This is a genomic window from Clostridium sp. 1001271st1 H5 (assembly GCF_005845215.1).
Classification (GTDB): Bacteria; Bacillota; Clostridia; order Lachnospirales; family Lachnospiraceae; genus Enterocloster.
The window spans coordinates 25441-46205 of record NZ_SPHO01000013.1; the positions used below are offsets into that span (position 1 = coordinate 25441).

The 20765-nt window shown below is 48.4% G+C and carries 16 protein-coding genes and 1 pseudogene; 14 read left to right on the forward strand and 3 right to left on the reverse strand.

Features of this window, described 5'->3' with window-relative positions; genetic code table 11:
* The first annotated feature begins 12 nt into the window (after positions 1 to 12).
* From FGS84_RS19140 to FGS84_RS19165, 6 genes are all read left to right on the forward strand, one after another.
* On the forward strand, positions 13 to 882 hold the full coding sequence (locus tag FGS84_RS19140) for a DegV family protein (protein WP_138310001.1): 870 nt from the start codon (positions 13 to 15) through the stop codon (positions 880 to 882).
* A complete protein-coding gene (locus tag FGS84_RS19145; RefSeq protein ID WP_138310002.1) occupies positions 883 to 2352 on the forward strand; it encodes a HAMP domain-containing sensor histidine kinase in 1470 nt (489 codons plus the stop codon). It begins immediately after the preceding gene.
* Positions 2349 to 3290 (forward strand): GerMN domain-containing protein, encoded by a 942-nt coding sequence (locus tag FGS84_RS19150; RefSeq protein WP_138310003.1) that lies wholly within the window; start codon positions 2349 to 2351, stop codon positions 3288 to 3290. The genes FGS84_RS19145 and FGS84_RS19150 overlap by 4 nt, the downstream gene beginning before the upstream one ends.
* Before the next feature lie 26 nt (positions 3291 to 3316).
* On the forward strand, positions 3317 to 5893 hold the full coding sequence (locus FGS84_RS19155) for a ComEC/Rec2 family competence protein (protein WP_138310004.1): 2577 nt from the start codon (positions 3317 to 3319) through the stop codon (positions 5891 to 5893).
* A 143-nt stretch (positions 5894 to 6036) separates the two neighbouring features.
* On the forward strand, positions 6037 to 7440 hold the full coding sequence (locus FGS84_RS19160) for a PTS transporter subunit EIIC (protein WP_138310005.1): 1404 nt from the start codon (positions 6037 to 6039) through the stop codon (positions 7438 to 7440).
* Between the two features lie 49 nt (positions 7441 to 7489).
* Positions 7490 to 8905 carry a glycoside hydrolase family 1 protein gene (locus FGS84_RS19165; protein WP_347563857.1) on the forward strand — a complete coding sequence of 472 codons (1416 nt, stop codon included), beginning with the start codon at positions 7490 to 7492 and terminating at the stop codon, positions 8903 to 8905.
* 44 nt (positions 8906 to 8949) lie between these two features.
* On the opposite strand, the gene FGS84_RS19170 is transcribed toward FGS84_RS19165, so the two are convergent.
* A complete protein-coding gene (locus tag FGS84_RS19170; protein WP_138310007.1) occupies positions 8950 to 9429 on the reverse strand; it encodes a low molecular weight protein-tyrosine-phosphatase in 480 nt (159 codons plus the stop codon).
* A gap of 185 nt (positions 9430 to 9614) precedes the next feature.
* Between FGS84_RS19170 and FGS84_RS31585 the strand changes: the two genes are divergently transcribed.
* The 5 genes from FGS84_RS31585 (at position 9615) to FGS84_RS19195 (ending at position 15894) form a co-directional block, all read left to right on the forward strand.
* Positions 9615 to 9692 (forward strand): putative holin-like toxin, encoded by a 78-nt coding sequence (locus FGS84_RS31585; protein ID WP_227126363.1) that lies wholly within the window; start codon positions 9615 to 9617, stop codon positions 9690 to 9692.
* Between the two features lie 882 nt (positions 9693 to 10574).
* Positions 10575 to 11177 carry a DUF3592 domain-containing protein gene (locus FGS84_RS19180; protein ID WP_138310009.1) on the forward strand — a complete coding sequence of 201 codons (603 nt, stop codon included), beginning with the start codon at positions 10575 to 10577 and terminating at the stop codon, positions 11175 to 11177.
* A gap of 192 nt (positions 11178 to 11369) precedes the next feature.
* The gene (locus FGS84_RS19185) at positions 11370 to 12020 is read left to right on the forward strand and encodes a response regulator transcription factor (RefSeq protein WP_138310010.1); all 651 of its coding nucleotides are present in this window, start codon (positions 11370 to 11372) and stop codon (positions 12018 to 12020) included.
* Positions 12013 to 13449, forward strand: coding sequence for a HAMP domain-containing sensor histidine kinase (locus tag FGS84_RS19190; protein ID WP_243130017.1), 1437 nt, complete (start codon positions 12013 to 12015; stop codon positions 13447 to 13449). The genes FGS84_RS19185 and FGS84_RS19190 overlap by 8 nt, the downstream gene beginning before the upstream one ends.
* A gap of 84 nt (positions 13450 to 13533) precedes the next feature.
* Positions 13534 to 15894 carry a glycoside hydrolase gene (locus FGS84_RS19195; protein WP_243130018.1) on the forward strand — a complete coding sequence of 787 codons (2361 nt, stop codon included), beginning with the start codon at positions 13534 to 13536 and terminating at the stop codon, positions 15892 to 15894.
* A gap of 62 nt (positions 15895 to 15956) precedes the next feature.
* Here FGS84_RS19195 and FGS84_RS19200 read toward each other — a convergent pair whose 3' ends face one another.
* Together FGS84_RS19200 and FGS84_RS19205 are read right to left on the reverse strand one after the other, a co-directional pair.
* Positions 15957 to 17018: a DUF4179 domain-containing protein gene (locus FGS84_RS19200; protein ID WP_138310011.1), complete on the reverse strand. Its 1062-nt coding sequence runs from the start codon at positions 17016 to 17018 to the stop codon at positions 15957 to 15959.
* Positions 17015 to 17497, reverse strand: a complete 483-nt coding sequence (locus tag FGS84_RS19205) for a sigma-70 family RNA polymerase sigma factor (RefSeq protein WP_138310012.1) — start codon at positions 17495 to 17497, stop codon at positions 17015 to 17017. Before FGS84_RS19205 ends, FGS84_RS19200 begins: the two co-directional genes overlap by 4 nt.
* Positions 17498 to 17630: 133 nt before the next feature.
* Here FGS84_RS19205 and FGS84_RS19210 point away from each other — a divergent pair, with 133 nt between their 5' ends.
* From FGS84_RS19210 to holA, 3 genes and pseudogenes are all read left to right on the forward strand, one after another.
* Complete coding sequence (locus FGS84_RS19210) at positions 17631 to 19100, forward strand: hypothetical protein (protein ID WP_138310013.1); 1470 nt, start codon at positions 17631 to 17633, stop codon at positions 19098 to 19100.
* Between the two features lie 132 nt (positions 19101 to 19232).
* A pseudogene (locus FGS84_RS19215) lies at positions 19233 to 19645 on the forward strand (GyrI-like domain-containing protein).
* A 131-nt stretch (positions 19646 to 19776) separates the two neighbouring features.
* Positions 19777 to 20757 carry a DNA polymerase III subunit delta gene (holA, locus tag FGS84_RS19220; RefSeq protein WP_138310014.1) on the forward strand — a complete coding sequence of 327 codons (981 nt, stop codon included), beginning with the start codon at positions 19777 to 19779 and terminating at the stop codon, positions 20755 to 20757.
* Positions 20758 to 20765 lie beyond the last annotated feature (8 nt).

Consider the following 20765-nt stretch of genomic DNA (forward strand, 5'->3'; position numbering starts at 1 on the left):
AGAACATTTAATATGAAGATAGCGATTGTTGCGGACAGCAACAGCGGAGTGACGCAGGAAGAGGCAAAGGAGCTGGGCATATACGTGCTTCCCATGCCTTTCATGATAGACGGTCAGGTATTTTACGAGGGAATTGATTTAAGCCATGAGGAATTTTACAGAAGGATGGAAGAGGGAGCTGACATTACCACATCCCAGCCGTCTCCCAAGGATGTGATGGAGCAGTGGGACCAGCTTCTGGAGGACCATGACCAGGTGGTCTATATCCCGATGTCCAGCGGACTCAGCGGTTCTTTTCAGACAGCCCGTATGCTGGCGGAGGATTACGATGGGCGTGTCCAGGTGGTAAATAACCAGCGGATTTCCGTTACCCAGCGGCAGTCAGCCCTGGATGCCAGGGATTTGGCAGAGATGGGATGGAGCGGGGAACAGATAAAGGAAAAGCTGGAAGCCACCCGGTTTGAGAGCTCCATTTACATTACAGTGGACACACTTAAATATCTGAAAAAGGGCGGCAGGATAACGCCTGCTGCTGCGGCCCTGGGAACCCTGCTTAAGATAAAACCAGTGCTCACCATTCAGGGGGAAAAGCTGGATGCATTTGCAAAAGCCAGGACCATGAAACAGGCCAGAACCATTATGCTGACTGCCCTGGCCCACGACCTGGAGGAACGGCTGGCAGACAGGCAGGCGGAACACACCTATCTGCAGATTGCCCATACCTGCAGTGAGCAGGCGGCACGTGAGCTGGAAGAGACGGTAAGGGAACTGTATCCGGGTGTACCTGTGTTTGGTGCGCCTCTTTCCCTTAGCATCGGATGCCATATCGGCCCTGGAGCCCTGGCAGTTGCCTGTACCAGGAAATTAAAGGAGCTGGAATAAGTGTCGGAAAAGAAATTTGTTAAAAAGCTGCGCACCTTTGGCATGAGCATGAAGGTTCCTCTGGCAGCCATCATCATAGGCGCAGCCCTGATACCGCTTTTTCTGGAGGCAGGCATTCTGGTGGGAACATTCCGGCAGAGCCAGCTGGATGCCAGGTCCATAGAGATACAGAACCAGTGTGTCATACTCAGCAATAAAATGACCCGTTCCGGCTATATGACGGCAGAGAAAAAGAACAATGCCGGCCTGGACAGCCAGATGCAGACACTGTCCGATGTGTACAACGGCAGAATCGTCATTGTGGGAAGCAATTTCCGGGTGATGACAGATACCTTTAACCTGGCCACGGGAAAGTACTATTTATCGGAAGAGGTCATCAAGTGCTTTAAGGGTGAGAACAGCAGCCACTATAACAAGGACATGCAGTATTTTGCCCAGACCATTCCGGTGTATGATGCAGCGGATGGAAAAGCGGTGAGCGGTGTTATTGTGGTCACTGCATCCACGGAGAATATCCTGTCCCTGACCGACAAGGTCATGGGAAAATCCCACTTGTTCCTGGTGTGTATGGTGCTTGTGCTCAGTGTTCTGGGAGTGGTGGCAGCCCATCTGCTGCTGCGCCCGTTTAAGAAACTGCAGATGTCCTTTGACCGGGTAGCCCAGGGAGATTTGGATGCAGACATCACGGAGGAGACTTACAGGGAAACCAGGCTTTTGTCCCAGTCCGTCCAGAAGTCCCTAGGCAAGCTCAAGGCCGTGGACCAGTCACGCCAGGAGTTTGTTTCCAATGTGTCCCATGAGCTGAAGACTCCCATCACCTCCATCCGTGTGCTGGCTGATTCCCTTATGGGGATGGAAGACGTGCCTGTGGAGCTGTACCGGGAGTTCATGACGGATATTTCGGACGAGATTGACCGGGAAAACCAGATTATAGAGGATTTGCTGATGCTGGTCAAGATGGATAAGACAGCCGAAGACCAGATGAATATAGAACAGGTGAATATTAACGGGGAACTGGAGCTGATTCTAAAGCGCCTGCGCCCCATTGCCAAACGGGGAAATGTGGAGCTGATTCTGGAGAGCATCCGGGAGGTGACAGCGGATGTGGATAAGGTGAAGATCTCCCTTGCAATCACCAACCTGGTGGAAAACGCCATCAAATACAACCGGGATTCAGGGGTGGTCCGCGTGACCCTGGATGCAGACCACAAATATTTTTACATCAAGGTGGCGGATACCGGTATCGGAATACCGGAGGATGCGCTGGAGCATATATTTGAGCGGTTTTTCCGGGTGGATAAGGCGCGTTCCAGGGAAGTGGGCGGCACCGGCCTGGGACTGGCCATCACGAAAAATGTTATCCAGATGCATCACGGTATCATAGACGTGGAGAGTGCAACGGGAGAGGGAACCACATTCAGCGTGAGAATACCTCTCAACTATGTACCGAGACAGGAGGCGAAGCCATGAGCAGACGTACCGTGAAAAGGCTGATTCTGCCCTTAATGGCGGCGGTAATACTGCTGGCAGGCTGCGGAGAGGGTGAGGCACCTGTCTCAGACCCTGCTTCGGGCAGATATCTGATTTACTATCTGAATGCATCCATCACCAAGCTGGTTCCCCAGGTGTATGAGACAGAAACAAAGGATAAGGGCGAGCTGGTGAAGGAGCTGATGGAACAGTTTTTGAATGTACCAAAGGATTTGGACTGCCAGCCTGGACTGACGGACCGTGTGACCTATCAGGGGAGCCGTCAGGAGGAGCAGGTGCTGTACCTGTACTTCGACATGAACTACACGGCCATGAAGGCAGAACGGGAAATACTCTGCCGGGCAGCCCTTACCAGGACCCTGACGCAGATTGAGGGAATTGACTATATCAATATTTACTGCGGGGACCAGCCTCTTATGGACAGGCAGGGAAATCCGGTGGGAATGCTGTCATCCACGGATTTCATCATGAATACCAGCAATGTAAATGCATACGAGAAAACAGAGCTGACCCTGTACTTTGCCGATGAGACAGGGAACCGCCTGGTGCCGGAGCAACGGGAGGTGGTCCATAACATCAATACCTCTCTGGAGCAGCTCATAGTGGAGCAGCTCATAGCCGGGCCTGGTCAGGAGGGACATAGTCCCACCCTTCCGTCAGACTGCAAGATACTGAGCCTGTCGGTGACAGATAATGTATGTTATATTAATTTTGATTCCGCCTTTGCCAATACCACCCTGGCAGTGAATGAATATATACCGATTTACTCCATTGTGGACTCCCTTTCAGAGATGACCACAGTGACAAAGGTGCAGATTATGATTAACGGCTCCCAGGATGTAATGTTCCGGGATGTGGTTTCTTTAAATACTACGTTTGAGAGAAGCCAGAATTATATTGAAGGGGAGAAGGAATAGCAGGCTGGGAGGTAAGTCAACCGAATATGAAGAGACCGCTAGTTGTACTGGCAGCAGGTTACGTACTTGGAGAGGTGCTGGCCCTGCAGGTTAATACAGCGGTGGACATAGGGATTCTGGCGCGGCTGTTTGCAGCCGCAGCAGGAGTCCTATGGCTGTTGGAAATGGGAAGAGACATTTTGTGTCTCCCTGTTTCCAAGAAAAAGATGCAGGGCAGAAGTAACCGTAAACATAAGGTGCTTCTGCTCTTTTTGGTATGTATTCTGGCTGGGGCGTCTGCGGGCCTGGCCAGAGGGCGGCAGGAAAAAGAAATTCTGGACATTGAAGAGTCCGGTGCCCGGGCCATGGCCAATGGGCGGGTACTGGTAAAGGGACAGATTAAGAAAATTGAACAAAAGAATGAAACAATTACCCTTACGTTGGAAGGCGTGACAGCTGAGGCGGGGAAGAAAACTGCGGAATTTAGAAGGATTATGGTGTATGCGGAAGATGAGGTAAAAGAGAGGGATGGGGCGAAAGAGAGGGGGGAAACGAAAGAGAAGGATGAGTATGGCTTGGGAGCAATCCTGGCGGTTGGCCAGCGCGTTCAGGTGAGGGGGAAAATAACGCCGGTGGAGGGACCGAGAAATCCGGGAGAATTTGATTTCAGGACCTATTACCGCACAAAGGGAACTGCCTGCAGGGTGTACGGCGAGAACCTGACCGTGACGGGAGGAGAGGAAATTCCATATTATAAGGGAATAACAGGATTCAAAAAGTGGTGTGCCGGAATCCTTGATAAGATATGTGTGCCGGAAGATGCGGCGGTTTTTAAGGCTGTGCTTCTGGGCGATACGTCTGATATGAATCCGGAGATGCGGGAGATGTATCAGCGCAACGGAATTTCCCATCTTCTGGCTGTCAGCGGGCAGCATCTGGCTATTATCGGCGGTGGGATATACCTGGTAATCCGGCGAACAGGAGCCGGCTATGGCAGGGCCGGGATGATATCGGCTGTACTGGTTGTCAGCTATGGAATTATGACGGGAAGCTCCGGTTCCGCTGTGAGAGCGGTTATCATGACTTTGTGTCTATGGCTGGCAGCTGTCAAAGGAAGAAGCTACGATACCTTGTCGGCATTGGGGCTGGCAGCCTTAATTCTCCTGTACAGAGAGCCCTATCTGCTGTACCACAGCGGGTTTGAACTGTCCTTTGGGGCGGTTCTGGCAATCAGCGGATTAGGGGGATGGATGCAGTCGTTCCTTCGATTGGAACGTGCATGGGAAAAGACGCTTCTTATAAGCCTGTGTGTACAAATCCTGCTGACTCCCATTGTGCTGTATCACTATTTTCAACATCCCCTTTATGGTATTTTTTTAAATCTGCTGGTTATACCGCTTGTTTCTGTATTAATGTATTCCGGTATTCTGGGGATTGCTGTGGGAAGCTTCTGGATTCAGGGTGGTATGGCAGCAGTGGGGGCCGGACATTATATTTTAAGGTTTTACGAGCTGCTGTGCAGGGTGGTGGAACGGTTTCCCGGATATAGCCTGGTACTGGGACGCCCGTCGCCGGCGCAGCTGGGAATGTATTTTGGGATATACGGGATGGGAACGGCTGTTATGCTGTTTGGAATCAGGGGATGGATTAAAAATGGAATTATATCTGAACCGGAGGAAAACGCCTCCCATGCCGGCCTAAAAGGATTGGCATCTGCGGTCCGCCGGAAAACACTGCTCCTGGCGTGCTTTTTTGCTTTGTATGCCATCAGTTTCCTGGCACTGCTCCCGGGTCCTGCCAATGGACTGGAGGTTGTCTGTCTGGACGTGGGACAGGGAGATGGGCTGCTGCTTCGGACCGGAAGGAAGACGGTCCTGATAGACGGAGGAAGCAGCAGCCAGAAAAAGCTGGGAAATACTGTTCTGGAGCCCTATTTAAAAAGCAGGGGAATTGCAGGGATTGACTATGCTGTGGTAAGTCATGGAGACAGTGACCACATAAACGGTCTGATGTATCTGATGGAGGAATCAAAGGACATAGGTATAGGCACACTGATACTTCCGGTTATGGGAAAGGGGGAGGAGGTGTATGAGAATCTGGCAGCATTGGCCCGCAGGAAAGGAGCGGATGTGGTTTATATGAAATCCGCGGACTGTGTGAAAGCAGATGAACTGACGCTCACTTGTCTGTATGCTGGTGAAGATTTCAGGGGAAATGACCGCAACAGCCATTCACTGGTCCTGTGCGGAGACTATAAGGGATTTCATATGCTGTTTACCGGTGACATGGGAGAGGAGCAGGAACGCAGCCTTGTCAGGCTGGCAGAACAGGAAGGAAATGTTCAGAATATACATCTGAATCATGTTAGGATATTAAAAACAGCCCATCATGGTTCCCGGTCATCTTCATCAGAAATGTTTCTGAAACAATTGAGGGTTCAGTTGGCAGTTGTTTCCTATGGAAGAGGAAATTCTTACGGACATCCGTCTCCTGAAGCAATGGGGCGTTTAGAGGAACAGGGGATTACGATTCTGGAAACCGGGAAAAGAGGGGCCATAACACTTGAAACAGACGGTATATCGCTGAAAGTCCATACATTTTTAGAGGAAAAATCTCATCAATAGCACTGTTAAGACAATCAGAAACATACATCTGATGAGGTGCATGGTATACACGTTTGGCGGATTCAAGATAGCTGGATGAAATACACTCCTGACAGCCATATTATAAATATGGAAACGAGTATGAAATCTTGGAAGGAGCAGGGATGAATTATCAAAAAACAGCTAATGAGATTTTATCTCATGTAGGCGGGGCGGAGAATATCGAAGAAATGACACACTGTTTTACCAGGCTCAGGTTTGTGCTGAAAGACCGGAAAAAAGCAGAACGCAGTGAGATAGAACGGGTGGAAGGCGTGATTGCGGTTGCGGAAAGCAACGGTCAATTTCAGGTTGTCATGGGAACAAAGGTGGGCAGGGTGTATGACCTGCTGAAGGAAATGACAGGTACAGAACAAAAATCAGAAGAAGAGGCCGGTCCGGTCCGGCATACAGACAGGGGATATAGTGAGAATAAATCACACGAACCTGGCTGGGGAAACAGAATCATCATGTCTGTCTCCTCCATGTTTACACCTATGGTACCTGCCATAGCAGCATCCGGACTTTTAAAAGGATTTTTAACCATAGCCAGGATGCTGGCGTCAAATCAGGGCATTGATATTACGGGGAACCATACCTATGTAATCTTTCTGGCTGCCACGGATGCAATTTTCTATTTTATGCCGGTTATCCTGGCCTATACCAGTGCAAACGTATTCGGAGCCAATGAATTTGTGGCAATGGCTCTAGGGGGAACCATGTGTTATCCCACAATTCTGAATCTTATGACAGGAGAGGAAGAAGTCCGGATGTTCGGTGCGGCGCTGACCAGAGCCAATTACACATCTTCGGTCATTCCCATCATAATAGGCGTGTTCATCCTGGCCTATGTGCAGCGGTTTCTGGAGCGGGTGGTACCGGAGGTACTGAAAATCATCTTAGTGCCCGGAATTTCTCTTTTTGTCATGGTTCCTGCGGTATTTCTGGTTTTTGGGCCGGTGGGAATATATCTGGGAAATATGATACATGTTATCTATACAGGACTGATGGATATAAGCCCTGTTTTATGCGGCGGCTTTATAGGAGGCATGTGGTGTGTATTTGTTGTGTTTGGGGCGCACAGGGCTTTGGTCCCCATTGGCATCCAGGATGTGGCCCTGCACGGCCAGCAGAATTTACTTGCATTTGCAGGTGCTGCGAATTTTTCTCAGGGAGGTGCTGCCCTGGGTGTTATGATGAGGACCAGGAACCACGGACTGAAGGCAGTGGCGGCATCAGCTTCCGTAACAGCCTCTGTCTGCGGCATAACAGAGCCGGCTATCTATGGATGCAATCTGCGCCTTAAGCGCCCTATGGTATATGCGGTTATCTGCGGAGCCGTTGGAGGTGCTGTCATGGGAGCAGGAGGAGTATATGGGGATGCATTTGCAAATAACGGCATCCTTACGCTGGCAACCTATGCTGCTTTTGGAATTAGAAAATTTCTATTCTATCTGGCGGGTATTTGCATCTCATTTTTCGGGGCTGCCTTTATGACATTTCTGCTGGGCTTTGAGGACTTGGATTAGCAGCTTCATCCGGCAGGATTTAAGTTGAGGAGGAAAAAGGATGAATCAGATAAATACAGAATTTCCGGATGGTTTTTTGTGGGGGGCCTCATCCTCTGCATTTCAGATTGAGGGAGGATGGAATCTGGGCGGAAAGGGAATGACAGTGGCGGACTTTAATTCCTTTAAACGCTCCCATATACAGGCAGATACCAAGGTCGCCAGTGATTTCTATCATCACTGGAAGGAGGATATTGACTTAATGGCAGAGCTTGGACTTAAAATGTACCGGTTTTCCATTGCATGGGCCAGAATCATACCGGATGGCGATGGGGCTGTCAATGAGGAAGGGATTAATTTTTATCATGGAATCATTGACAGCCTGCTGTCAAAAGGGATTCAGCCTTTTGTGACCCTGTACCATTTTGACCTGCCCTATGGGCTGGTGGAAAAATACAATGGCTGGGAATCCAGGCGCTGCGTCATGGCTTTTGAACGGTATGCCAGGATATGCTTCAGGGCTTTTGGGGACAGGGTGAAATACTGGCAGGTCCACAACGAACAGAATCTGATGGTCCGGGTAGATGAGAGGATGAATATTGATACGGCAGATAAATGGGAGGCAGACCGGCTCAGGGCCCAGATGGATTATCACATGTTCCTGGCTCATGCTCTGGCTGTAAAGGCATGTCATGAGCTGGTTCCGGGAGGGAAAATAGGCCCGGCCCTGTCCTCCTGCTGTACCTATCCTGAGACTTCCCGTCCTGAGGATGTATGGGCAGCGGTGAACAATGACTGGTTTAAGGCGGAATACTGTCTGGACATGCATCAATACGGAGAATATCCGGGATATTACAGCCGGTACCTTGAAGAAAGGAATATAAAGCCGGCTGCTGAAGAGGGCGATAAGGTGATACTGAAATGGGGCGCCCCTGATTACATTGCACTTAATTATTACAGGACGCTTTGCGTCAGGTATCTTCCGGCAGATGAGATGCATCCGGCAGGAGAACGGTGTTTTCCCGGCAATGAGGTGGATTTTGACCAATATGGATACTTCCGCCATGTGAAAAATCCTCATTTGATTTCTACAGAGTATGGAGCGCAGATTGACCCCATGGGCCTCAGGATAGTGCTAAACCGTTATTACCAGAAGTACCGGCTTCCGCTTCTCATAACAGAAAATGGTCTGGGGGCAGCGGATTTTCTTACGGAAGATGGTAAAGTGCATGACAGCTACAGGATTGACTATCTGCGAAGACATATCCAGGCTTGCAGACAGGCCATGGACGATGGAGTGGAGCTGATGGGATACTCGCCCTGGTCCTTTATGGATTTGCTGAGTTCACATGAAGGATTTAGAAAACGGTATGGTTTTTTGTATGTAGACAGAAATGAGCAGGAAACGGGCAGCTTTAAGCGTATTAAAAAAGACAGCTTTCACTGGTACCGCCGTGTCATAGAGACAAATGGGGCACTGGTATAGGCTGTCAGTGAGGCGCGGGTATTCCCGGTGACGGGAGGCGTTATTTAAATCCGCTCTAATATATAATCCAGCAGCACAGCACAGCCTTCCGTCACGTCGGACCAGGTTGCGTCAAAGTCACCGGTGTACCATGGGTCGGCAACATCTCCTCCGGTACCACAAAATTCCATCAGCTTAAAAATCTTGTGGTCAGGGTCTCCGCCGGCAACTCGCTGCATATTGCGGATATTCCAGCTGTCCATGCCAATCAGATAATCAAATGTTTTATAGTCTGCCCTGGTCATCTGCCTTGCACGGTGTCCGTCGCAGGGGATGCCGGCCTGCTTTAACTTAGCGCGGGTTCCGTGGTGTACTGGATTACCGATTTCTTCGGTGGACGTAGCAGCAGAATCCGCCTGAATTACTCCGGACAGGCTTCTTTCTTTTAGAAGGCTGCGGAAGTAGTAGAGGGCCATGGGGCTGCGGCAGATGTTGCCATGGCAGACGAAAAGGATATTGATGGTGCCTTTGTTTTGGTTGGTCATACTTGTATCTCCATTTGAATTTGATAGGTAAAGTTTACTATAAATTCACAGAATGAACAAGGCCGAAATAGACAGGGGAGATTTTTCTAATTGCACCCTTTACATCCGGTTTACCATTTTATATACTTTATGTAGGCAGTTCCTACTGCTGGGTGGCTTCCATCTCCGAAAGGGGGTGGTATAACATGAGTACATATGAGACACTTTCATTGATGATTGCGTTTGGGGTACTTATCGTTATGATTATAGGTACAAAAAAATAGTCACCCGCCTCCCAAAGCAAATGTGACTATTTTTTAAGTTATTATTCTTTGGAAGCCGCTCACTGGAGTGAACTGCCTTTTTGTACCTTTATTATAAACCGATTTCAGTTCATCTGTCAATCATGATTTTTTAGCTCTTCTCTTCTTCTCTTGCATTTTTCAGTCCATATATTCAATCCTATTGGAATGCCTCGAGAAATATTACCGTAACAAACGAAAAGGATATTGATGGTGCCTTTGTTTTGGTTGGTCATACTTGTATCTCCATTTTAATTTGATAGGCAAGGTTTACTATAGATTCAAAGAATGGACAAGGGAGAGATTTTTAATATCATCCTTTACATCCGGTTTATCATTTAATATACTTTATACAGGCAGTTCCTGCTGCTGGGTGACTTCCATCTCCGAAAGGGGGTGGTATAACATGAGTACATATGAGACGCTTTAATTGATGATTGCGTTTGGGGTAGTTATCGTTATGATTATAGGTACAAAAAAATAGTCACCCGCCTCCCAAAGCAATAGTGACTATTTTTAATTAAGCTATTAACTTGGAAGCCACTCACTGGAGTGAACTGCCTTTTTGTACCTTTATTATAAGCCACTTTCAGTTTATCTGTCAATCATCATTTTTGTGTGACTCTTGCATTTTTCCTGTGTTTCCGTCCACCTCCGTTTTGAAAAGATAAAACCCGCCAGAGTCAATGGCCAATAGCAAACAGCCGGTTATCATCAAGGCGGGCATGATTGTTCTGTAAACAAAATTTAGTGGATGTGATTATTTTTTGTGATATAATACGTCAGTAATATCCATTACAATAACTGTAACGGAAGGAAACCATGTTTAGTAACGAACCAAATTGAGCCGCGGTGTAACATATATTGAAGGCTCTTGAGGGGGATAAGGAAATAGGGAAGGAGAAAATGGGGATGCTAAATGGACTTTTTAAGAGGTATTGGCGTACAATCGGAGTCTTTGCCGCATGGCTTTTATTGTCAGCGTTTTTCTTTGGGGTATTGAAGGAGGAGCCAGATGCAGTAAAGTCGGTCGCTTTCCTAATTCTCCTTGTTATGGGTATTGGATATATGCATCAGACGCGGCACATTAAGGATGTATGTACGGTTATGACTACTGCGAAGGTAATTGGAAATATAAAGAGCCTTATGGATACGAAACAGGAGCAGACCAGCGACCTCTCTATTCCCACCTATCAGCCGGTTTTGGAATACTATGTTGAGGGCGAACAAAAGCAGATGGTCTGCCGTGATGGATTCCCCACACCCTTTCCCTTAAATGAGTTTTACAGTATTTATTACAATCCGGAGAAACCGGATGAAGTTAGGTTTGCTGACCGCAGGACAGCTGCTGAACGATATATAGGCCCGGTTTTCCTGGGAATCGGAGCTGTTTTGATGGTTTTAGCCGTTGTCCTCCTAAAGCTGATGTCTCCACATATTGAATCCTTCTATAGATTTTATCTGTGATGCATGATAAGGAGCTGTTACAAAATAGCAGAGAATTCAGTGAAGGGGCAGTAGCTCCATTTTGTTTCATTCAAATTAAGGAATACACCGGACTTGGCCGGATGGAACGAAGCGTACAAAAAATGATACCGGCACCGTCAATGCGGGCATTGCCCGGTGACGCTGCGTTTGTTGATGTGACAGGAGGGATTTATGAATATATTGATTGCTGAAGATGACCCTGATATGCAGAAAATACTTGCCCTCTATCTCAAAAAAGAAGGATATGATGTGGATACCGTATCAGACGGGCAGGCTGCGGTCCAATACCTGGCAAAACATGGTGCGGACCTGGTTCTCCTTGATTGGATGATGCCGGTTCAGGATGGTATTGAGACCTGCCGTCAAATCCGGGACCTGAATATTCCGGTTAAGATTCTGATGCTGACGGCAAAAGGGGAAAATAAACATGAGATTACAGGTCTGTCCTGCGGTGCGGATGACTACATGCGAAAGCCCTTTGATATACAGATTCTTCTGCTTCGGATTAAAAAGCTGTGCAATCTGGAAGGGGTCCTGCGGTTTAGGGACATTTCCCTGAATCAGAATACATTTGAAGCAAAAAAGGGGGACAGTCCACTTGTCCTCACCCGAATCGAGTTTGGGCTGCTTTGCTTTTTTTTAAGGAATCAGAGAATGATACTGACCAGGGAACAGCTGCTTAATAATATCTGGGGGATGGACTTTGAGGGGGATATCCGTACTGTGGACACCCATATTCGCAGACTGAGAAAGAAAATAGGGGAGGATTATATCAGGACACGCATTGGGATTGGATATGTGATGGGGGAACAGAATGGGTAAATGGATGAACCGGTTATGGAAAAAGTTTACATGCGGGATTGTTGGAATCATGGCATTTACGCTGATTCTTGCCCTTGCGGTGAACTCGGCTGTTGTTGAGCGGTATTATCTGCACAGACAGTCGCGTTACCTGCGCGGTGTTGGAGAGCAGCTGGAACGGTATTTGTCGGAGGGAATGTCTCCCGAAACAGTAATTGAACGGTTGGAGGCGGAAGAAAAAGTTTTGATTGTATATTCGGAACGTGCGGTTGACAGCAGGCCGAATCATACGCCGCAGGGAGATTTGGACAGCGAAGCCTTAAGCAGTGAACTTCGGGAAAAGTTCCGGCAAAAGGGGCTGGGCTTTCAAAGGTTCTGGCTCTGGGAGAAGGATTTTGAATCAGCCCTGGAACATGGAAACAAGCTGCGTCTTTACCGGCAGGATAAGCTGAATTATGGTATTCTGGCAGAATACATTCCGACGGAAAACGGTATGTTTGCCATTGCGGCCATTGTACCTGACACAGGCGAAGCCGTGGGAATTGTTAACTATTTTCTGGTCATTCTGTGTATTGCATCCTCTCTGCTGGCAGCGGTTCTTATGTATATACTTGTGCGCCATATTACCAATCCTTTGAAACAGATGGAGAAGTTTTCCGAAGATATATCCTCCCATACATGTCATGAGCTGCTTGATATACGCACCGGCGATGAGCTGGAGTCAGTGGCGGACAGTATGAACCGGATGAGCAGCAGCCTGGAACAGTATCAGAATATGCTGCTGGATAAAAACCGGCAGATGGAAGAACTTTTGGATAATGTGGCCCATGATTTGAAAACCCCCATCTCTCTGGTAGGAATGTATGCTGCCGGAATCAGGGACGGCCTGGATGACGGAACCTTTCTGGATACGATTATCCGCCAGAATCACCGGATGTCACAGCTGGCGGAACGGCTCCTTGCCCTGTCGCGGATTGGACAAAAGGAATATCCCGGTGAAACAGTGGAGCTTGACCGGCTTCTGGCGGAGGAGATAGAGGCGCACCGCGCGGTGATGGAACGGCGGAATATGTCCGCGGATTCTCACCTGGAAATCCATACCTCCATCCAGCAGGGACTGACGATTATGGGAAATGCAGGTCTGGTCAGCACCATATTTTCCAATCTTCTGTCCAATGCGGTTAAGTATGCTTCTTGCGGCGTGATTGATATTTGCCTCCAGAAAAATGGTTCTGTCTGCCGGTTCACCATAACCAATCAGATTCAGCAGGAAGGATTGGACACGGACCGAATCTGGGAACCGTTTTATGTAGGCGATTCTTCGCGCAACCAGTCCCTGGCAGGGACCGGACTGGGTCTTGCGATTGTGAAGCGGATTGCGGACCGGTGCGGATATACGGCTGTCTGTGAAGTGCGGGATGGTATAATCTGGTTTGCCATCATTTTTTGATTTTCTATTTTTGTCAAATGAATGTCACATCATGGATGTATAGTGATTGGCGTCAGAATGATTTGACAGAAAAGGAGAGCAAAGATGAAGCGAAACCATATTTTATTCCGCTGCAGCAGTCTGTTGATGGCCCTTGTGCTGACCGGATGCACGGTCAGCAGCCCGGGTGACGGTAAACGCAGGACAGACATACAGGAACGCCAACAGGGACAGGATGTGCCGGAACCGGTACATGGGATTGGGTTTGACCCTGAAATCAATCCGGAAAGTTTTTCCATTTACCTGCACACGGAGAATGGGACGGTGCAGGTAAATGCAGCGGACAAGAAACGAACTGTGGAACAATATAAAACGGATGGGGATAGGATTACGTGGGAGTATCCCGGGGATGAGGTATCTGTTTCCGTAAAACAGGCAGAAGACTATCTGAGCGTATCCATCACTTCCCTGACAGCTCAGGACAACGGGTTTTCATGGCCCGGGGTTTTGGCAGACAGCTATTACCTTCCCTTTGGAGAGGGCAAACGGGTTCCGGCGGATGACCCGGTCTGGAAAGAATATCTGGAGGGGCAGGAATTTCCCGTGATGGAGAAACTGTCCATGCCGTTTTGGGCAGAGGTTCACGGGGATTATGCAGTGTTATTTATCATGGAAAATCCATTCCATACCATGCTGGAATTTCAGACACAGCCGGACCTGGCCTTTGATGTTCGTTATGAATACCCGGCGATTGAGAAGGAAAAGACAAAACGGTTTCGCATTTATCTGACGGAAAATAACCCTGTAAGTGTGGCTAAAATATACCGGAGATATGTGCAGGAGAAGGGGACATTTGTTACACTGGAGCAGAAAGCAGACGATAATCCGGATATCGGGAAGCTTTTTGGCGCGCCCTTTATCTATCTGTGGGGGGAACGTGTAATCTCGCCGGAGGACGTGGACTGGAAGGCGTTCAGGGAGTCGTTTGACACCCCGGTTATTGAGTATACCAGGGTGTTTGGGGAGCGGCAGCCCAGGGACGGGGGAACGGCAGAGTACCTGTCGGCACTTCAGGAGATTGGTTCGCAGGATTATGTGGCGGAATACCAGAAAAATGTAATCTGCAATTATCTGAGCCATATGCTGGTGCAGCCTGATTTTTACAATCCATCCGTGTTTACCGAAACAACGCCCAAGCTGGATGTCTATTTGGACAGGGGGTATGGAAGCTTAAACGACTCTGAGCGTATTCAGGCCAATAAACAAATGCTTGCTGCTAATCTGCCGCTGGTATTCAAAGACCCGGACCGCTGGATGCATGGGGATACGGTTGGATTCGTGGAGGAATTACAGGAAGCAGGTATCGGCCGGGCCTGGATTGGGCTTAACAGCTGGGAACAGGCCTATGCAAAGCCAGAGCTTGTAAAGGCGGCGGCAGATGCCGGTTATCTGATTGGCAGCTATGATTCCTATCACTCAATACATGAACCGGGACAGGAACAGTGGATTACAGCCCGGTTTGATGATGCGTCTCTCTATGAAAAGGCCACAGTCACTGACAAAGATGGAAACAGCGTGAAGGGGTTCCAGGGAGTGGGACGTAAACTCAACCCCACATTGTCGCTCACGGCAGTAAAGGAACGGATGCAGGGGATTATGAAGCATAATCTGCCCTTTAATTCCTGGTTCATAGACTGTGATGCCACCGGGGAAATATATGATGATTATACACCGGAGCATATAACGACGCAGCGGCAGGACATGGAGGCCCGTCTGGAGCGGATGGCTTATATCCGGAATCAGTTCCGGATGGTGATTGGTTCGGAGGGCGGCAACGACTTTGCGGCATCCACCATTGCATTTGCCCATGGAATCGAGATGCAGAGCTTTTCATGGATGGATGAAGACATGAAGAATAACAGGGACAGTGAGTTTTATATTGGAAGATACTACAATCCCAAGGGCGGGGTAGCGGAACATTTTTCCAAACGGATTCCTATAAAGGACAAGTATTATACATTGTTTGCAAATCCGGGATATGATGTCCCGCTGTTCAGGCTGGTCTATCATGATTCGGTTATCACCAGTTATCATTGGGACTGGTCTACGTTTAAGATTCAGGGACTTACCGGGCAGCGCATGGTCCGGGAAGTTCTGTATGATGTTCCGCCCCTGTATCATCTGGACGGGGAACAATGGAAGGAGTACAAAGACGATTTGGTCCGCCATACCACCGTATGGTCCGGCTTCAGCCAAAAAGCGGCTGCGAGGGAAATGACGGACTTCCAATACCTGACAGAGGACGGCCTGGTACAAATGACAGAATATGGGGAGAATCTGCGGGCAGTGGCTAATTTCAGCGATAAGCCGGTCCGGTTCGGGGAAAAGGAACTGCCGGCCTGTTCCGTATTGATGGAGGTTGATGGGCGGAAATCGGTTTATACTCCGTCACCGGAGCATACCTGAGTTCGGATGGATGTAGTTAAGCCCGCCATAAGGCGGGCATAACTAGAATATCCATTGACAGCTTATGATTCCAGCCGGAATGTAACTGTCCAATCACCTTCAATTAGCTCACCTGAGTTATGGAATATACCGTACAGCCTATAATCCTCCAGCTGATTAAAAGGACCCACAAACCAAAACTCATAATATGTGTATCTGGAATTCCCGGTTTCCTCCTTCCAGCTCACGGAGTAATCTTCATGGCGTTCCCTGCCCTGACCATCCACAAGAAATGGCTGTACATGCCTGTCTGCCTTTGTATTATCTCCCATGCAAATTTGCAGCCGTAAAATATCATCCTCATACACCAGCCCAGTGACTGTAAAGTCATCCGGATTACAACTGTCCGGTCCCTCTGACGAAAGCACCTGGAACGTCCTGCGTGGATCATCCGGCTCCTTTTTTCCGTCCAGCACATCTAAATGCGGGGAAATGGCCTGAGAGCTGCCCCCGCTTCCCGACACAAAAACGCTTTTAGTCTCCCCGTGATTCTGTAAGCGGTCCATGCCAATGTCACGTTCTTCCTGAGTGATGCCGCACAACAGGCTGTGCACATAGAATGTCAGCTTGTTACGGTCAAATGCATCATTTGCCTGTACAGATAACAAGTAATATGCCTTTTCCTCCGCCTCATTGTACTGGATAAAGCTGCACCCAGCCAGACTGCTGTCAGCCCCATAACTCTTTAAACCATAGCTGTCAAATAAATCAGCTTTTCCCTGCATCCGGTCAAATCCTTCTGCATTTTTTAAAGACAGAAGAATTTCTGCCCGGTTTTCCACCAGATTCACGGCCTCCACCTGCAGGATGATTCCCTGGCTGGTGCTCTGCTTTTGTACCGGTAAAAACAAATCGGACATTCCGGGAGAAATGGATTCAATCACCTTATAAAATCCCGGAATATTGGCAGCGCAGACAGGAAGGACATTCCAGATACAGATACAGCAAACTGCTGTAATGGCAGTTTTCCATATGAAGCGTCTGTTACGGCACTTTCTTCCTGCTCCGGACAGGATACAGTCCACACTGTTTTGGTTAGGCCTGATTTTATCATATGCATTTTTATAATCTTCACGAAACATCATCTTTCCTCCAACCTCCTTCTCAGCATATCCCTTGCCCTGGTAAGCCGGGTCCGTACCGTGGAAGGCTTTACGCCAATTGTGTTGCTGATGTCATCCACGGACATATCCTCATAGTAAAATAGATGCACCACAATCCTATATTTTTCCGGAAGCTTTTTCACTGCCTCAATAACTGTCAGGTCCCGTTCCTCCAGTTCGAACACAGTGCCGGAATCCTCCGGTCCCAACCCGGTGATTTTTCTCATCCAGGCCGATTTCCAATGATTTTTGCAGCAATTGATTGTGACACGCAGGAACCAGGCTTTTTCATTCTCCTGGTTTTGAAATATTGGCTTTTTCCGCAGATAACGGATGAATACCTCCTGATGTATGTCGTCCGCGTCAAACTTTTGTTTTACCAAGGAATAAGCTAACCGGTATACCATATCTGAATAGCGTTCAATCATGGCCAGTTGAAAATCCTCCTTGTCCTTTTCCATCCTCTCACCACCCTTTCATTGATAATACAATCCAGATAGCCAAAAAGCTACAGAAAAAAGATTTTGAGGAGTAAAAAGGGCAGAAGTCATGCTATACTGGTGTCATGGTATTGAATGGAGGAGGAATAAACAGATGGAGTCATTGTATGAGTTAATCCACCGCGCATTGACATCGGAGGGAATGCTTCCGAAGGGCTTCAGCCTGCCGAAGCCCAATGCAGAAAAGATTCACTTTGCGGATGGTGCCATGGACGGGATAGCGATTTTTCATACGTCCAACAGTGCACAAGGCGTGGAATTGCTGGAACAGGCTGTATGTGCCGCAAACCGGGATGACGCAGGCGGGGCCCGGGAGCTGGTGAGGAGATTCTGTGAGACAGGCTGCATGATTGGCGCTATTGACGAGATTCAGCAATACATCATTGGACATCAGGAAGAACTTGCAGCTGGTAAGCTCTATCAGCTGGGCAGGGATTTGATGCTGGGCGGCACTCACCGGGAGGAAGTAAAGTTTGGCATGGCTTTGCTGGAATTGTTTAATACAAATGGAAATGAGGAGATTAAGCAAGCAGTACGTGAGTTAGCCTGTTCCGACGAATTCACGATTTTCGCCCTATTCCTTATGCAGTCATGGGATAATCCGGAGCTGGAGATTTATCAAGCTGCCAGGAAGGTGAGAGGATGGGGAAGAATCCATGCGGTGGAGCGGCTTACCCCGGTGGACGAAGAGATGGAAAGGTGGATTCTGTCTGAGGGATGGGATAACACAGTCCTTCCGGCCTACTCTGCATTGGAATGTTTTCAAAAGGCACGTTGCGCCCAGCTGCTGGAAGAAGAGATGACCAGGGAACAGTACATCTCCATGTCCGGGCTGATGTCCGGGCTGTTAGACGAGGGTCCGGTCAGGGGAATCTCTGCATGCGATAATCCGGAGCAGGTTCTGATATCCTTCCTGCGCCAAAGCGGCCGATTTGATTTGACGGCAGCAGAATACGCAGTGGCTGCCCAGATTCTGGACTATGCCAGGGACAATAAAATGGAGCCTGTAGTCCTGGCAGCGGAGCGTTTGTTAAAAAGCAGGGGCTGCATGCTGGTTCTGCAAAGGGATATGGAGCGCGGGGAAAGTCTGCGGCTGGCAAAGCAGCTGGGCCTGGACTACGCACCTTACGCTATGGCTGCAATCAATGAGGACTTCCAACGAAATTACCATTATATAGACCTGCTCATGTCTGAGGAGGAATATGCCGTAAGGCTAATCCACCTGTTTGAGGAAAAACTTCCATTGGATGAAATGGCCGCCGGGAGCGCGGATGAGATGGGATTAGGAGAGGCCTTTACGGACTACCGGATTTTGGTCTATATGATACAGCATCTGAAAAACCGTCCCGGGATGGGTGTGAGGCTGATTCAAACCGCATTGAAGGCGCCTGTAGTCAATAACCGGAATATGGCGCTGACCGTACTGGAAGAGTGGGTGAAGGACAAAGGATGTTCCCTTGGGAAATGTTATCCGGACCTGCATCAGCTGCTGCTGGAGCTGCGGGAATCTGAAGTGCGCCATGATATCCGGACCCGTATGGATGCCCTGGCTGGCCTGAAATAAGTGCGGGCTTGAAATAAGGTGCGGTTTTGTCTTTTAGGTGATTTCGCTAAGTGTTTCAACATTGTTATTATGGCGGAACATAAATCCCAGCCGGCGGGGTAAAAATTTAAATTTGTAAGGGAGCAGAGAAATATGGCATTTGACTTCAAAAAGGAATATAAAGAGCTTTATATCCCTAAAAATAAGCCGCAAATTGTAAATGTTCCAAAGATGAATTACATTGCAATTCGTGGAAAAGGCAATCCATCACAGCGCAGGACTTTGAATGGGCTGTGGCTGCCGCCGCAAAGAAGAAAAAAACGGACTGTTACAGCGCCGTGTTTCTGACTGTGAACGAAGGACTGTGTGTGCAAATGATGCACATAGGTTCTTATGACAGAGAGCCTGAAACAGTGGCACTTATGGACGAGTACCTTACCCGGAATGGGTATGTGAATGATATGGAAGATGGCAGGCTGCATCACGAAATCTATCTGTCTGACCCAAGAAAGTGCAGTCCGGAGAAAATGAAAACCGTAATCAGACATCCCATAAAAAGAGTTTGACAACTCCACTCATAAGATGCACTTTTCAATCACTTTTCAATCACGCCCTAGTGACAAAGCCCCCGGCACTGTGCTATACTGAAATTGGAAAACATCAGCTAATTGACGGAATATGGAAGGACGACCTTTACATGCAGACATTGAACCAGGACATAAAAGACCGGACATTTAAGCCTGTATACCTTCTGTTCGGTGAAGAGGCCTTCTTAAAGAAAAGCTATAAGAGCCGTCTGAGAGAAGCCCTTACCGACGGTGATACTATGAATTACAATTATTTTGAAGGCAAAGGGATGAATGTGAATGAAATCATCGGCCTTGCGGACACCATGCCTTTTTTTGCGGAGAAGCGGCTTATACTTATGGAGGACAGCGGATTCTTTAAGGGCGGGGCAGGAGCGGACGAGCTGACTGAGTATATGGGAGGAATCCCTGAATCCACCTGTCTTGTATTTGTGGAATCGGAAGTGGACAAGAGGAGCAGACTATATAAGGCAGTGAAGAAATATGGCTATGCTGCGGAGCTGAGCCACCAGGAACCGGCCCAGCTTGCCAGATGGGCTGCAGGCATCCTGTCTAAAAACGGTAAGAAGATTACCGGCCGGACCATGGAATTCTTTCTTAGCAAGGCTGGGGATGACATGGAGAACATCAGCTCGGAGCTGGAAAAGCTTATAAGCTATACCCTTGGCCGGGATGTCATCACAGATGAGGACGTGGAGACCATCTGTACCACCCAGGTAACCAATAAGATATTTGACATGATAACAGCCATAGCGGCACGTCAGACCCGCAAGGCCATGGACCTTTATGAGGACCTTCTGACACTGAAGGAACCGCCCATGCGCATCCTGTTTCTGATAGCAAGGCAGTTTAATCAAATCCTCCAGGTCAGGGACCTGATGGGAAAGGGGATGGATAAAAGCACCATAGCGTCCAGGCTTAAGCTTCAGCCCTTTGTGGTGGGGAAGATTATGCTGCAGGCCAAGACATTTTCCAAGGAACAAATCATGTCGTATGTGAATCTCTGCGTGGATGCCGAGGAAGGCGTTAAGACCGGTAAGCTGCAGGACCGGCTGGCAGTGGAACTGCTTATAGCAAACAAATATGAATAAAAATAAGA